This is a genomic window from Pseudomonas sp. LAMO17WK12:I10, assembly GCF_900215185.1.
Classification (GTDB): Bacteria; Pseudomonadota; Gammaproteobacteria; order Pseudomonadales; family Pseudomonadaceae; genus Aquipseudomonas; species Aquipseudomonas chlororaphis.
The window spans coordinates 182,592-196,189 of record NZ_OBDX01000002.1 but is presented as its reverse complement, the minus strand read 5'-3'; the positions used below and the strand labels follow the sequence as shown (position 1 = coordinate 196,189).

Sequence of the window (13,598 nt, the reverse complement as noted above, 5' to 3'; positions counted from 1 at the left end):
TTCGAGAAGGAATGACACATGACTCAGAAATTCGACGTGGTAGTGATTGGCGCAGGCCCTGGCGGCTATGTAGCTGCCATTAAAGCTGCGCAACTCGGCCTCACGACTGCCTGCATCGAGAAATATACCGACAAGGAGGGCAAGCTGGCCCTCGGCGGTACTTGCCTGAACGTCGGCTGCATCCCTTCCAAGGCGCTGCTGGACAGCTCCTGGAAATTCCACGAAGCCCAAGACGGTTTCGCGATCCACGGTATCAGCCACGCTGGCGTGTCCATGGACGTGCCTGCGATGGTCGGCCGCAAGGCCAACATCGTGAAAAACCTGACCAGCGGTGTTGCCACCCTGTTCAAGGCCAACGGCGTGACCTCCATCCAGGGCCACGGCAAACTGCTGGCCGGCAAGAAAGTCGAAGTCACCAAGCCAGACGGCTCGGTGGAAGTGATCGAAGCCGAGAACGTCATCCTGGCGCCAGGCTCCCGTCCAATCGACATTCCACCGGCTCCGGTCGATCAGAAAGTGATCGTCGACTCCACCGGCGCCCTGGAATTCCAATCCGTACCAAAACGCCTGGGCGTGATCGGCGCTGGCGTGATCGGTCTGGAACTGGGTTCGGTATGGTCCCGTCTGGGCGCTGAAGTGACTGTCCTGGAAGCCCTGGACACCTTCCTGATGGCTGCCGACACCGCCGTCTCCAAGGAAGCGCTGAAAACCCTGACCAAACAGGGCCTGGACATCAAGCTGGGCGCTCGCGTCACCGGCTCCAAGGTCAACGGCGAAGAAGTGGTCGTGACCTACACCGATGCCAACGGCGAACAGAACATCACTTTCGACAAGCTGATCGTAGCCGTTGGTCGCCGTCCAGTGACCACTGATCTGTTGGCTGCCGATTGCGGCGTGACCCTCGACGAGCGTGGTTTCGTGCACGTCGACGATCACTGCGCCACCACCGTACCGGGCGTTTACGCGATCGGCGACGTGGTTCGCGGCATGATGCTGGCTCACAAAGCCTCGGAAGAAGGCATCATGGTCGTCGAGCGCATCAAGGGCCACAAGGCTCAGATGAACTATGACCTGATCCCTTCGGTTATTTATACTCACCCGGAAATCGCGTGGGTCGGCAAGACCGAGCAGGCCTTGAAAGCTGAAGGCGTTGAAGTTAACGTCGGCACCTTCCCGTTCGCAGCCAGCGGCCGTGCCATGGCAGCCAACGACACCGGCGGTTTCGTAAAAGTCATCGCTGATGCCAAGACTGACCGTGTACTGGGCGTTCACGTGATCGGCCCAAGCGCGGCAGAATTGGTTCAGCAAGGTGCGATCGGCATGGAATTCGGCACCAGCGCCGAAGACCTGGGCATGATGGTTTTCTCCCATCCGACCCTGTCCGAAGCCCTGCACGAAGCAGCACTGGCAGTGAATGGCGGCGCCATCCACATCGCCAACCGCAAAAAGCGTTAAGACAATAAGAAACCACGGCGGATTGCCCGTCGTGAGCCTTGCGAGCAAGACTCACCGCGGAACGTCCGCTGGACTCGACCTCACGGGAATCTTCATGCGCTGTGCCGCAGCCCAGGCTGCGGATGCGGGGCAGGGGAGTCCGGTGAGGAGCGGTCACAGGTGGCGCGGCACTCATCAAGAGCGCAGCGCCGAATGCGCAGTACCTAACGAAGACGGTAAAAAGCATGAATCTTCACGAGTATCAGGGTAAGCAGCTGTTCGCTGAATACGGCCTGCCAGTATCCAAAGGCTACGCGGTAGACACCCCGGAAGAAGCAGCAGAAGCTTGCGACAAGATCGGCGGCTCCGAGTGGGTTGTCAAAGCCCAGGTTCACGCCGGTGGTCGCGGTAAAGCGGGCGGCGTAAAGCTGGTTCGCAGCAAAGAAGACGCTAAAGCATTCGCTCAACAGTGGTTGGGCAAGCGTCTGGTGACTTACCAGACTGACGCCAATGGCCAGCCAGTCACCAAGATCCTGGTTGAATCGTGCACTGATATCGCTAAAGAGCTGTACCTGGGCGCTGTCGTCGACCGTTCGAGCCGTCGCATCGTGTTCATGGCTTCCACCGAAGGTGGCGTGGACATCGAGAAAATCGCTCACGACACCCCTGAGAAAATCCTCAAGGCCACTATCGATCCACTGGTTGGCGCTCAGCCATTCCAGGGTCGCGAGCTGGCTTTCCAGCTGGGCCTGGAAGGCAAGCAAGTCACTCAGTTCGCCAAGATCTTCGTCGGCCTGGCCAAACTGTTCCAGGACCACGATCTGGCACTGCTGGAAGTGAACCCGCTGGTGATCAAGGCTGATGGCGATCTGCACTGCCTGGACGCGAAGATCAACATCGACGCCAACGCCATGTACCGTCAGCCTAAGCTGAAGACTTTCCACGATTCGTCCCAGGACGATCCGCGCGAAGCGCACGCTGCCAAGTTCGAACTGAACTACGTAGCGCTGGAAGGCAACATCGGCTGCATGGTCAACGGTGCCGGCCTGGCCATGGGTACCATGGACATCGTCAACCTGCACGGCGGCAAGCCAGCCAACTTCCTCGACGTAGGTGGTGGTGCTACCAAAGAGCGCGTGACCGAAGCCTTCAAGATCATCCTGTCCGACACCAACGTCGCTGCAGTACTGGTCAACATCTTCGGCGGCATCGTTCGTTGCGACATGATTGCCGAAGGCATCATCGGTGCAGTGAAAGAAGTCGGCGTGAAAATCCCGGTTGTTGTTCGCCTTGAAGGCAACAACGCTGAACTGGGCGCTAAAGTACTGGCAGAAAGCGGCTTGAACATCATCGCTGCTACCAGCCTGACCGACGCTGCTCAACAAGTTGTCAAAGCTGCGGAGGGCAAATAATGAGCGTCCTGATCAATAAAGACACCAAAGTTATCTGCCAGGGTATTACCGGTTCGCAAGGTAGTTTCCACACCCAGCAAGCCATCGAATACGGCACCAAGATGGTTGGCGGCGTAACTCCGGGCAAAGGCGGCACCGAGCACCTGGGCCTGCCTGTCTTCAACACCGTGAAAGACGCTGTAGCTGCCACTGGCGCCACCGCCAGCGTGATCTACGTTCCGGCTCCTTTCTGCAAGGACTCCATCCTGGAAGCGGCATTCGGCGGCATCAAGCTGATCGTCTGCATCACCGAAGGCATTCCTACCCTGGACATGCTGGACGCTAAAGTTAAGTGCGACGAGCTGGGTGTTACCCTGATCGGCCCTAACTGCCCAGGCGTGATCACTCCAGGCGAATGCAAGATCGGCATCATGCCAGGTCACATTCACTTGCCAGGCAAGGTCGGTATCGTTTCCCGTTCCGGCACCCTGACTTACGAAGCCGTGAAGCAGACCACTGACGCCGGTTTCGGTCAGTCCACCTGCGTCGGCATCGGTGGTGACCCGATCCCAGGCTCCAACTTCATCGACATCCTGAAGCTGTTCCAGGAAGACCCGAAGACCGAAGCGATCGTGATGATCGGTGAGATCGGCGGTTCGGCTGAAGAAGAAGCGGCTGCCTACATCAAGGCCAACGTGACCAAGCCGGTTGTTTCCTACATCGCTGGTGTGACTGCTCCTCCGGGCAAGCGCATGGGCCATGCTGGCGCAATCATCTCTGGCGGCAAAGGCACTGCAGACGAGAAATTCGCTGCTCTGCAAGACGCAGGCGTGAAAACCGTGCGTTCGCTGGCAGACATCGGCAAGGCCCTGGCCGAGCTGACTGGCTGGGCTGTCAAGTAAGCCTCGCGCTTAGCTGACGCTCCACCAACAAAGGCCACCTTCGGGTGGCCTTTGTGCTTTCTGGCTATCGGAAAGGGCTCGCGATCATGGCAAACGGCTATTTATCTATATAAACGCGACACACAAATGTCGCTGATCGGACAGTTCGCCCTCTAACAGTGCGTTTGTCTTACAAATTCGGTAGTCTAGCCGCCTCTTTTGCGTCTGCGTCCCACAAGGAAGCCGCGCGCTAAACGGGTCAGTCCTATACGGACCGACAGCATTTCCCTCACCCATAAGGGAAATCCCTCTCTAAATTCCGATTCAGTAGTGTGGTATTTCCTTAATGAAAGTGTTGAAAGGCCAGGACATTCTGGCACTGGGTTTTATGACCTTTGCCCTGTTCGTTGGGGCCGGCAATATCATCTTCCCGCCTATCGTCGGCTTGCAGTCCGGACCTAACGTCTGGATCGCGGCGCTGGGCTTTCTGATCACCGCCGTGGGCCTTCCAGTGGTGACCGTCGTTGCGCTGGCCAAGGTCGGCGGGGCGATGGACGCGCTGAGCAGTCCGATCGGCAAGATCGCCGGCGGCCTGCTGGCGGCGGTCTGCTACCTGGCGGTCGGCCCGTTGTTCGCGACGCCGCGTACCGCGACCGTGTCCTTCGAAGTAGGCCTGGCGCCCCTGACCGGCGAAAGCCCGCTGGCGCTGTTCCTCTATAGCTCGGTGTATTTCCTGCTGGTGTTTTTCATCTCCCTTTACCCAGGACGCCTGCTGGACACCGTTGGGCGTTTCCTCGCGCCGCTGAAGATCATCGCCCTGGCCGTACTGGGCATCGCCGCGTTTGCCTTGCCGGCCGGTGATATCGGTACCGCGACGCCCGAATACGTTGCGGCGCCGTTCTCCCAGGGCTTCATCAATGGTTACCTGACCATGGATACCCTGGGCGCGCTGGTGTTCGGTATCGTCATCGTCAACGCCATCCGTTCCCGCGGTGTCGAGTCGCCACGCCTGATCACCCGTTACGCGATCATCGCCGGGCTGATTGCCGGTGTCGGCCTGGCGCTGGTGTATGTCAGCCTGTTCCGCCTGGGCTCGGGCAGTCACGAAGTCGCGGCCGGTGCCACCAATGGCGCGGCGGTGCTGCACGCTTATGTGCAACACACCTTCGGTTCCCTGGGCAGCGGCTTCCTCGCCGTGCTGATTTCCCTGGCCTGCCTGGTGACCGCGGTCGGTTTGACCTGCGCTTGCGCCGAGTACTTCAGCCGCGTACTGCCGCTGTCGTACAAGACCCTGGTGATCATCCTGGCGGCGTTCTCGCTGCTGGTGTCCAACCTGGGCCTGACCAAGCTGATTGCCTTCTCCATCCCGGTGCTGACCGCCATCTACCCACCGTGCATCGCCCTGGTGGCCCTGAGCTTCTGCAAGGACTTCTGGCATGAGCAAGGCCGCATCGTCGGTCCGGTGATGCTGGTGTCCTTCCTGTTCGGCCTGATCGACGCCCTCAAGGGCGCCGGCCTGGCGGACTGGATGCCAACCCAGTTGATGCACCTGCCGCTGAGCGAGCAGGGCCTGGCGTGGCTGGTGCCTTCGGTCATGACCCTGGTGGTCGCGGTCGCCTGCGACCGCCTGCTGGGCAAGCGCAGCGAAGCGCTGGCCTAAACCGCTATCTGCCGGGGCCCGTCACAAGCGGGCACCGAGTAGCCATGAAAATGCCCCGTATCCAGCGATACGGGGCATTTTTTATGGGCGGCCGATGGTGTCTTTTTTCCTCGATCAACGTCGAAGCAGTGCCAGTTGTATCCGCACTCTGCCAACGCCTACCCGGGAACCTGCATGTCGTTCGTCGAAGCCAACCTGATCCATCTCATCGCCGCCCTCTGGTTTGTCATCTGCTGGGGCGGCTACACCCGCTACGCCACGTGGAAGGGCCGCGACACCGCGTGCCTGGCCAGCGTGCTGCACCTGTACCGGGAAGACTGGATGCGCCGCATGCTGCTGCGCGATAACCGTATCGCCGACGCCAGCGTGATCGGTAACCTGGAGCGCAACGCCTCGTTCTTTGCCTCCAGCACTCTGATTATCCTCGCCGGTATCCTCACCGTGCTTGGCGCTTCCGAGCGTGCGGTGTCGCTGCTGGCCGACATTCCCATGGTGCAGCAGGCCTCCCAGGGTATGTCGGAGATCAAGCTGCTGTGCCTGGCCCTGGTGTTCGTCTACGCCTTCTTCACCTTCAGCTGGTGCATGCGCCAGTACAACTTCGCGGCCATTCTCGTGGGCTCGGCACCGATGATCGGTGAGCGGCATGTTTCCGAACAGGAGCGGAAAGCCTTTGCAATGCGGGCCGCGCGGGTGATTTCCATGGCCGCCAACCAGTTCAACTTCGGCCTGCGTTCCTATTACTTCGGCATGAGCATGCTGGCCTGGTTCGTCAGCCCCTGGCTGTTCATGCTGATGAGCGCGGGCGTGGTGTTGGTGCTGTACCGCCGGGAGTTTCATTCCGACGTGTTGGACGTGATGGTCTATACCCCTACAGAGGCGCCATTGCCCGAGGCGAACAAGGAGATAGCCTGATGAGTATTGCGTTCTGGTGTGTGTTTATCAGCGCGCTGTTGATTTACGTGGCGCGCATACCGGTAGCCAGGGCGATGAAAGAGCAGGGCGGCTACGACAATCACCTGCCACGCCAGCAACAGACACAACTCACGGGGTTCGGCGCCCGGGCAGTGGCGGCGCACCAGAACAGTTTCGAAGCCTTCATGTTATTCGCGGTCGGGGTGCTGATGGCCCATACCACCCAGACTCAGGGCTGGTTGATCGACGGCCTGGCGATTGTCTTCGTCATCACGCGGGTTATCTATCTGCTGTGCTATTGGGCGGATCTTGCCTGGCAGCGCAGTCTGGTCTGGTTTATCGGTCTGCTCTGCTCATTGCTGCTGATGCTTAGTCCGACTTTTCGCAGCCTGTTGGCTTAGCGTTATTGCAGACAAAGTAAAGCCCGCACTAGGCGGGCTTTCTTTTTGCTGCACTAAAACCGGATTAGTTGGTTTTAGGAGCGGCTTCCTTGGCAGCTTCTTCAGCCGCTGCTTTGTTCGATTCAACCTGATCTTTGGCTGCTTCGGCGTTTTCTTTTGCAGCTTCGTTCACTTTATCCTGAGCTTCATTCATTTTCTGTTGAGCTTGCTCAGCATGTTGGTTGGCATCTTGAGCTTTGTCCTCGGATTTTTTATCGCAGGCAGCGAGACCGAGGGAAGCGGTCAGCATCAGGGCAATAGCTAAAGTCTTACGCATGGGGTGTTTCTCCTTATTGAAGATATCTTCTGGCCTTTCGAGCATGGCCCTACAGGTTAAGTTCCTTGAAAGTTAAAGATATATAAAGTGCCGGCAATATGGAACTTTTACCTGCCGCGTTAACCGAGCGGTTTTGACACCAACTAGAGAATTTCCTTATGGAGCAAAACCCTGTTTTTGAGCGTGCGACGCGGTTTTTGTCGGCGCTGCGCCATTGCCAGGTATTGGCCATGAGCGTGCACAGCGCCTCAAAAGACGGCATCACCCTGATGTTGCCTTACAGCCCGCAGATAGTCGGCAACCCAGAGACCGGAGTGATCCACGGTGGCGCGCTGACCTCGTTGATGGACACCGCCTGTGGCATGGCCACGTTGTGCGTCCTGCCGGAGTTCGAGGTCTGCCCGACCCTGGACCTGCGCATCGATTACATGCACCCGGCGCAGCCGGGCAAGAGCGTGTATGGCTTTGCCCAGTGCTACCGGGTGACCACCGATGTGATTTTCACCCGCGGTTTTGCCTATCAGGACGACCCCGAGCACCCTGTTGCCCATGTGGTGGGCACCTTCATGCGCATGGGCAAGGGCATCAAGGGCGGCAAAGGTTTTGCCGGCGCCATCAAGGGTGAGCAGCCATGAGCGACGATTTCCAGAAGCAAGTGCAGCATGCCCACCAGCAAGGCGATTACGCCGCGCTGCTGCAATTGATTCCCTACGCCAGGCTGATTGGCATCGAGTGTTCGCGGCAGGGCGATGAGTTGCTGTTTCGCCTGCCCGCCAACCGCGACAACATCGGCAACCCATTGCTGCCGGCTCTGCACGGTGGGGTGATCGCCGGTTTCATGGAGCTGGCCGCGGCCCTGCATCTGTTGATTGGCACCGGCTCGCCGGGCGTGCCGAAAATCATCGACTTTTCCCTCGATTACCTGCGTGCCGGGCAATTTCGCGATACCTATGCCCGATGCCAGGTCTGCCGCCAGGGACGGCGGGTGGCGAACGTGGCCATCACCGCCTGGCAGAGCTCCGCAGAGGAACCGATTGCCACCGCCCGCGCACATTTCAAACTCGAAGAAAGTCCAGGGCCTTGAAATCTCAGGTATAGCCCCCAACTCTGTGGACATCCCGCCGTAAGCCCTCCGGGCGCGGCTTATGCCATCTGATTGGAGTTTGATGACCATGAGTGTGGAAACTCAAAAGGAAACCCTGGGCTTCCAGACCGAGGTAAAGCAACTGCTGCACCTCATGATCCATTCGCTGTATTCCAACAAGGAAATCTTCCTTCGCGAACTGATCTCGAACGCCTCTGACGCTGTCGACAAATTGCGCTTCGAAGCCCTGTCCAAGCCTGAGTTGCTGGAAGGTGGCGCGGAGCTGAAAATCCGTGTGAGCTTCGACAAGGACGCCAAGACCGTCACCCTCGAAGACAACGGCATCGGCATGAGCCGGGACGATGTGATCACCCACCTGGGGACCATCGCCAAGTCCGGCACCGCCGATTTCATGAAAAACCTCACCGGCGACCAGAAGAAGGATTCGCACCTGATCGGTCAGTTCGGCGTGGGCTTCTATTCCGCCTTCATCGTTGCCGACAAGGTCGATGTCTTCAGCCGCCGCGCCGGCCTTGACGCCAGCGAAGGCGTGCACTGGTCCTCCAAGGGCGAAGGCGAGTTCGAAGTCGCGACCATCGACAAGGCCGACCGCGGTACCCGCATCGTCCTGCACCTGAAGTCCGGCGAAGACGAGTTCGCCGACGGCTGGCGCCTGCGCAACATCATCAAGAAGTATTCCGACCATATCGCCCTGCCGATCGAGCTGCCGAAAGAGGCCGCTGCCGCTGAGGGCGAGGAGAAGCCTGCGCAGGAATGGGAAACCGTCAACCGCGCCAGTGCCCTGTGGACCCGTCCGCGTACCGAAATCAAGGACGAGGAATACCAGGAGTTCTACAAGCACATCGCCCACGACTTCGAGAACCCGCTGAGCTGGAGCCACAACAAGGTCGAAGGCAAGCTGGAATACAGTTCGCTGCTGTACGTGCCGGCCCGTGCGCCATTCGACCTGTACCAGCGTGAAGCGCCGAAAGGCCTGAAGTTGTACGTGCAGCGCGTGTTCGTGATGGACCAGGCGGAATCCTTCCTGCCGCTGTACCTGCGCTTCATCAAGGGCGTGGTCGACTCCAACGACCTGTCGCTGAACGTGTCGCGGGAAATCCTGCAGAAAGACCCGATCATCGACTCCATGAAGTCGGCGCTGACCAAGCGCGTGCTGGACATGCTGGAAAAACTGGCGAAGAACGAGCCTGAGCAATACAAGGGCTTCTGGAAAAACTTCGGCCAGGTGATGAAGGAAGGCCCGGCCGAAGACTTCGCCAACAAGGAAAAGATCGCCGGCCTGCTGCGCTTCGCCTCCACTCAGGGCGACGACGGCGAGCAGAATGTTTCCCTGGCCGAGTACCTGGCACGCGCCAAGGAAGGCCAGGACAAGATCTACTACCTCACCGGCGAAACCTACGCGCAGGTCAAGAACAGCCCGCACCTGGAAGTCTTCCGCAAGAAAGGCATCGAAGTACTGCTGCTGACCGACCGCATCGACGAGTGGCTGATGAGCTACCTGAGCGACTTCGACGGCAAGGGTTTTGTCGACGTGGCGCGGGGTGACCTGGACCTGGGCAACCTGGACTCGGAAGAGGACAAGAAGGCCGCACAAGAAGTCGCCAAGAGCAAGGAAGGCCTGGTGGAGCGGATCAAGACCGCCCTGGGCGATACCGTCAGCGAAGTGCGGGTTTCCCACCGCCTGACCGACTCCCCGGCGATCCTGGCGATCGGCGAGCAGGACCTGGGCCTGCAGATGCGCCAGATCCTCGAGGCCAGCGGGCAGAAGGTGCCGGATTCCAAGCCGATCTTCGAATTCAACCCGGCTCACCCGTTGATCGAGAAACTCGATGGCGAGCAGAGCGACGAGCGCTTCGGCGACCTGTCGCACATCCTCTTCGATCAGGCGGCCCTGGCTGCCGGCGACAGCTTGAAAGACCCGGCCGCCTATGTGCGCCGCCTGAACAAGCTGCTGGTTGAACTGTCGGTTTAACTGCGTTGTATAAAAACCCGCTTCGGCGGGTTTTTTCATTCCGGTGTTTTTGAATCAGGAGTCTGAAATGAGCCAAGTCACTGTTCGTTCCCTGGTCTACCAGATTGATGGTCAATCCTATGAAAGCCGCCTGGCGTTCGATGCCAGCCAGCAGGGCCCGCGTCCGGGGCTGTTGATGGCGCCGAACTGGATGGGCGTCGGCGCCGGTGCCGAGAAGATCGCCGAGGCGGTCGCCGCCAAGGGGTATGTGGTGCTGATCGCCGACCTGTACGGGCAACAGGTCCGCCCGAGCAACGGCGACGAGGCGGGTGCCGCCATGATGCCGCTGAAGAATGACCGGGCCTTGCTGCGCAAGCGCATGCAGGCGGCCTTCGAGGCGCTGCAGAGCCAGCAGGAAGCGGCGGTGGACAAGGCCCGGCTGGCCACCTTCGGCTTCTGCTTTGGCGGTTGCTGCTCCCTGGAGTTGGCGCGCAGTGGTGCGCCGCTGCAAGCCGCGGTGTCGTTCCACGGCACCCTGGATACCCCGAACCCGGCCGACGCACGGAACATCAAGGGTTCGGTGCTGGTGCTGCATGGCGCCTCCGACCCGCTGGTGCCGAAAGAGCAGTTGCCGGCCTTCGAAGCGGAAATGAACGCCGCGGGCGTGGATTGGCAACTGCTGAGCTACGGCGGCGCGGTGCATTCTTTCACCGATCCGCACGCCAATGTGCCGGGAACGATGATGTACGACGCCAAGACCGCAGGCCGTGCCTTCACCTCGATGCACAACCTGCTGGATGAGGTGTTCAAGGGCTGAGCCCCGGGAACCACAAGCCCGCTTGGCGATGCAATGCGGCTCTCAGTGAGCCGCCTTGTACGCCAAACGGGCTTTTTTGTGCCTGTTACTGATTCAAATACGCGTCAGTGCCTGGGCCAGGTCGGCGCGCAGGTCCTCGACATCCTCGACCCCCACGGACAAACGCACCAGCCCATCGCCGATGCCGAGCTGCGCCCGGGTGTCCGCGGGAATGCTGGCGTGGGTCATGATCGCCGGGTGCTCGATCAGGCTTTCCACCCCGCCCAGGCTCTCGGCCAGGGCGAAGATCCGCACGCTCTCGAGAAAACGCCTGGCGCCGGCCAGGTCGCAGTCCAGGTCGAGGGAAATCATCCCGCCGAAACCGTGCATCTGCCGCCGTGCCAGTGCGTGCTGCGGGTGGGACGGCAGGCCCGGGTAGTAGACCCGCGCCACCTGTGGCTGGCGCTCCAGCCATTGCGCCAGCTCCAGGGCGTTGCTGCAGTGGCGTTCCATGCGCAGCGCCAGGGTCTTCACCCCGCGCAGGGTGAGGAAGGCGTCGAACGGCCCGGCGATCGCTCCCACGGCGTTCTGCAGGAAGCCCAGACGCTCGGCCAGGTCGGGGTTCTGCCCGACCACCGCGATGCCGCCGATCACGTCGGAATGACCGTTGAGGTACTTGGTCGTCGAGTGCAGCACGATATCGAAGCCCAGCTCCAGCGGGCGCTGGATCCACGGGCTGGCAAAGGTGTTGTCGGCGACGCAGATGATGCCCCGCGCCCGGCAGATGCGCGCGATGGCGGCGAGATCGGTGAGGCGCAGCAGGGGATTGCTCGGGGTCTCGACCATCACCATCCGCGTGTCGTCCTGCAGCGCCGCTTCGAAAGCCGACAGATCGGTCAGGTCGACGAAGCTGAAGCGATGGCCGGCGCTGCGTTGGCGCACCTTGTCGAAGAGACGGAACGTCCCGCCGTACAAGTCATTGCCGGAAACGATATGCGCGCCCGCGTCGAGCAGTTCGAGCACGGTGGAAATCGTTGCCAGCCCGGAGGCGAAGGCGAAGGCCTGGGTGCCGCCCTCGAGGTCCGCCACGCAGCGTTCCAGGGCCCAGCGCGTGGGGTTGTGCGAGCGCCCGTAGTCGAGCCCCTTGTGCACTCCGGGGCTTTGCTGGGCATAGGTGGAGTTGGCGTAGATCGGCGGCATCAGCGCCCCGGTGGAAGGGTCCGGCGTTTGCCCCGCATGGATTACCCGGGTGGCGAAGGCGCGTGGCGCGCCGGTTTCATCCTGTTGGCTCATGGCAGTGATCTCCGTAAGTGGTTGAGCATGTCGACCCGGGTAATCAAGCCGTGGAAGCCCGAAGCGTCGGCGATGATCGCCACGAAGCCACGGTCGAGTTCCGCCTCCAGTTCGGCCAGGCTGGCGCCGGGAGGCAGGGTTTCCAGCTGATCGGTCATGGCGCTGGCCACGGTCTTGCGAAAGTGTGAAGCATCTTCGTGCACGCCCAGCAGGATGTCCGACTCGTCGATCACCCCGACCAGCCGCTGCCCGTCCACCAGCACCGGCAGTTGCGAGACGTCGGCCAGGCGCATGCGCTGGAAGGCGGTGAGCAGGGTATCGTCCGGCCCCACGCTGATCACCCGGCCGTCCTCGAAGCGCCGCGCGATCAGGTCGCGCAGGTCGCCGTAGCCTTTGCGTTGCAGCAGGCCCTGGTCGTTCATCCATTGGTCGTTGTAGATCTTCGACAGGTAGCGGGTGCCGGTGTCGCAGACGAAGCTGACCACCCGCTTCGGCTCAGTCTGCTCGCGGCAGTAGCGCAGAGCCGCGGCCAGCAGGGTACCGGTCGAAGAGCCACCAAGAATACCCTCGGCGCGCAGCAACTGGCGGGCGTGCTCGAAACTTTCCTCGTCGCTGATGGAATAGGCCTTGCGCACGCTGGAAAGGTCGGCGATGGACGGAATGAAGTCTTCGCCGATGCCTTCCACCGCCCAGGAACCGGGCGTGCCGAGGGCGCCGCTGCGGCTGTATTCGGCCATCACCGAGCCGACCGGATCGGCCAGGACCATGGCCAGGTCCGGCTGCACCCGGCGGAAGAACCGGGTCAGGCCGGTCAGGGTGCCGGCGGAGCCGACGCCGACCACGATGGCGTCCACGTCATGCTGGGTCTGGGCCCAGATTTCCGGCGCGGTGCTGCATTCGTGGGCCAGCGGGTTGGCCGGGTTGTTGAACTGATCGGCGAAGAACGCGTCGGGAATCTCCTTGGTCAGGCGCGCGGCCATATCCTGGTAATAGTCAGGGTGGCCCTTGCCGACATCGGAGCGGGTGATGTGTACTTCGGCGCCCATCGCCTTGAGGTGCAGGACTTTCTCGGTGGACATCTTGTCCGGCACCACCAGGACCACTCGATAACCCTTGGCGCGGCCGACCAGGGCCAGGCCGAGGCCGGTGTTGCCGGCGGTGGCCTCGACTATGGTGCCACCGGGTCGCAGGCGGCCATCGCGCTCGGCGGCGTCGATCATCGCCAGGCCGATGCGGTCCTTGATCGAGCCACCGGGGTTTTGCGATTCAAGCTTGAGAAACAGCGTACAGGGGCCGGTATCGAAACGGCTGACACGCACCAGCGGCGTGTTGCCGATCAGTTCGAGCACGGCGGGACGGGAGTCGTTCGGCATGTCGTCACCTCGCTGCGCAAAGCTGCGCTGGATGGGCGACCCACGGCGAATCATCGCGCGCCGGTCGCAGGCAATGCATCGCTTG

At 61.1% G+C, this 13,598-nt stretch carries 13 protein-coding genes; 10 read left to right on the top strand and 3 right to left on the bottom strand.

The features are described 5' to 3' along the window. Nucleotides 1-18 precede the first annotated feature (18 nt). From lpdA to CRO75_RS03110, 6 genes are all read left to right on the top strand, one after another. Nucleotides 19-1,455 carry a dihydrolipoyl dehydrogenase gene (gene lpdA / locus CRO75_RS03135; protein WP_007931507.1) on the top strand — a complete coding sequence of 479 codons (1,437 nt, stop codon included), beginning with the start codon at nt 19-21 and terminating at the stop codon, nt 1,453-1,455. Nucleotides 1,456-1,679: 224 nt separating this feature from the next. Then, nucleotides 1,680-2,846, top strand: a complete 1,167-nt coding sequence (sucC, locus tag CRO75_RS03130; protein ID WP_097134415.1) for an ADP-forming succinate--CoA ligase subunit beta — start codon at nt 1,680-1,682, stop codon at nt 2,844-2,846. Then, a complete protein-coding gene (sucD, locus tag CRO75_RS03125) occupies nt 2,846-3,727 on the top strand; it encodes a succinate--CoA ligase subunit alpha (RefSeq protein ID WP_007931513.1) in 882 nt (293 codons plus the stop codon). Before sucC ends, sucD begins: the two co-directional genes overlap by 1 nt. 325 nt (nt 3,728-4,052) lie before the next feature. After that, nucleotides 4,053-5,366, top strand: a complete 1,314-nt coding sequence (brnQ, locus tag CRO75_RS03120; protein WP_085530192.1) for a branched-chain amino acid transport system II carrier protein — start codon at nt 4,053-4,055, stop codon at nt 5,364-5,366. A 174-nt stretch (nt 5,367-5,540) separates the two neighbouring features. Beyond that, entirely contained in the window at nt 5,541-6,278 is a 738-nt protein-coding gene (locus CRO75_RS03115; RefSeq protein ID WP_007931525.1) for a DUF599 family protein, read from the top strand. Then, a complete protein-coding gene (locus CRO75_RS03110) occupies nt 6,278-6,679 on the top strand; it encodes an MAPEG family protein (RefSeq protein ID WP_009042792.1) in 402 nt (133 codons plus the stop codon). Before CRO75_RS03115 ends, CRO75_RS03110 begins: the two co-directional genes overlap by 1 nt. Before the next feature lie 64 nt (nt 6,680-6,743). Here CRO75_RS03110 and CRO75_RS03105 read toward each other — a convergent pair whose 3' ends face one another. Next, nucleotides 6,744-6,995 (bottom strand): hypothetical protein, encoded by a 252-nt coding sequence (locus CRO75_RS03105; protein ID WP_009042793.1) that lies wholly within the window; start codon nt 6,993-6,995, stop codon nt 6,744-6,746. A 158-nt stretch (nt 6,996-7,153) separates the two neighbouring features. On the opposite strand from CRO75_RS03105, the gene CRO75_RS03100 reads away from it, so the two are divergent. The 4 genes from CRO75_RS03100 (at nt 7,154) to CRO75_RS03085 (ending at nt 10,868) form a co-directional block, all read left to right on the top strand. Further along, on the top strand, nt 7,154-7,630 hold the full coding sequence (locus CRO75_RS03100; protein ID WP_097134414.1) for a PaaI family thioesterase: 477 nt from the start codon (nt 7,154-7,156) through the stop codon (nt 7,628-7,630). Beyond that, on the top strand, nt 7,627-8,079 hold the full coding sequence (locus tag CRO75_RS03095; protein ID WP_009042795.1) for a PaaI family thioesterase: 453 nt from the start codon (nt 7,627-7,629) through the stop codon (nt 8,077-8,079). The genes CRO75_RS03100 and CRO75_RS03095 overlap by 4 nt, the downstream gene beginning before the upstream one ends. A gap of 88 nt (nt 8,080-8,167) precedes the next feature. Further along, nucleotides 8,168-10,072 carry a molecular chaperone HtpG gene (htpG, locus tag CRO75_RS03090; protein ID WP_097134549.1) on the top strand — a complete coding sequence of 635 codons (1,905 nt, stop codon included), beginning with the start codon at nt 8,168-8,170 and terminating at the stop codon, nt 10,070-10,072. 67 nt (nt 10,073-10,139) lie between these two features. Further along, entirely contained in the window at nt 10,140-10,868 is a 729-nt protein-coding gene (locus tag CRO75_RS03085; protein ID WP_097134413.1) for a dienelactone hydrolase family protein, read from the top strand. Between the two features lie 93 nt (nt 10,869-10,961). Here CRO75_RS03085 and CRO75_RS03080 read toward each other — a convergent pair whose 3' ends face one another. Next, a complete protein-coding gene (locus CRO75_RS03080) occupies nt 10,962-12,140 on the bottom strand; it encodes a PLP-dependent aspartate aminotransferase family protein (protein WP_009042798.1) in 1,179 nt (392 codons plus the stop codon). After that, nucleotides 12,137-13,513 carry a pyridoxal-phosphate dependent enzyme gene (locus tag CRO75_RS03075; RefSeq protein ID WP_085530195.1) on the bottom strand — a complete coding sequence of 459 codons (1,377 nt, stop codon included), beginning with the start codon at nt 13,511-13,513 and terminating at the stop codon, nt 12,137-12,139. The genes CRO75_RS03080 and CRO75_RS03075 overlap by 4 nt, the downstream gene beginning before the upstream one ends. Between the last annotated feature and the right edge of the window lie 85 nt (nt 13,514-13,598).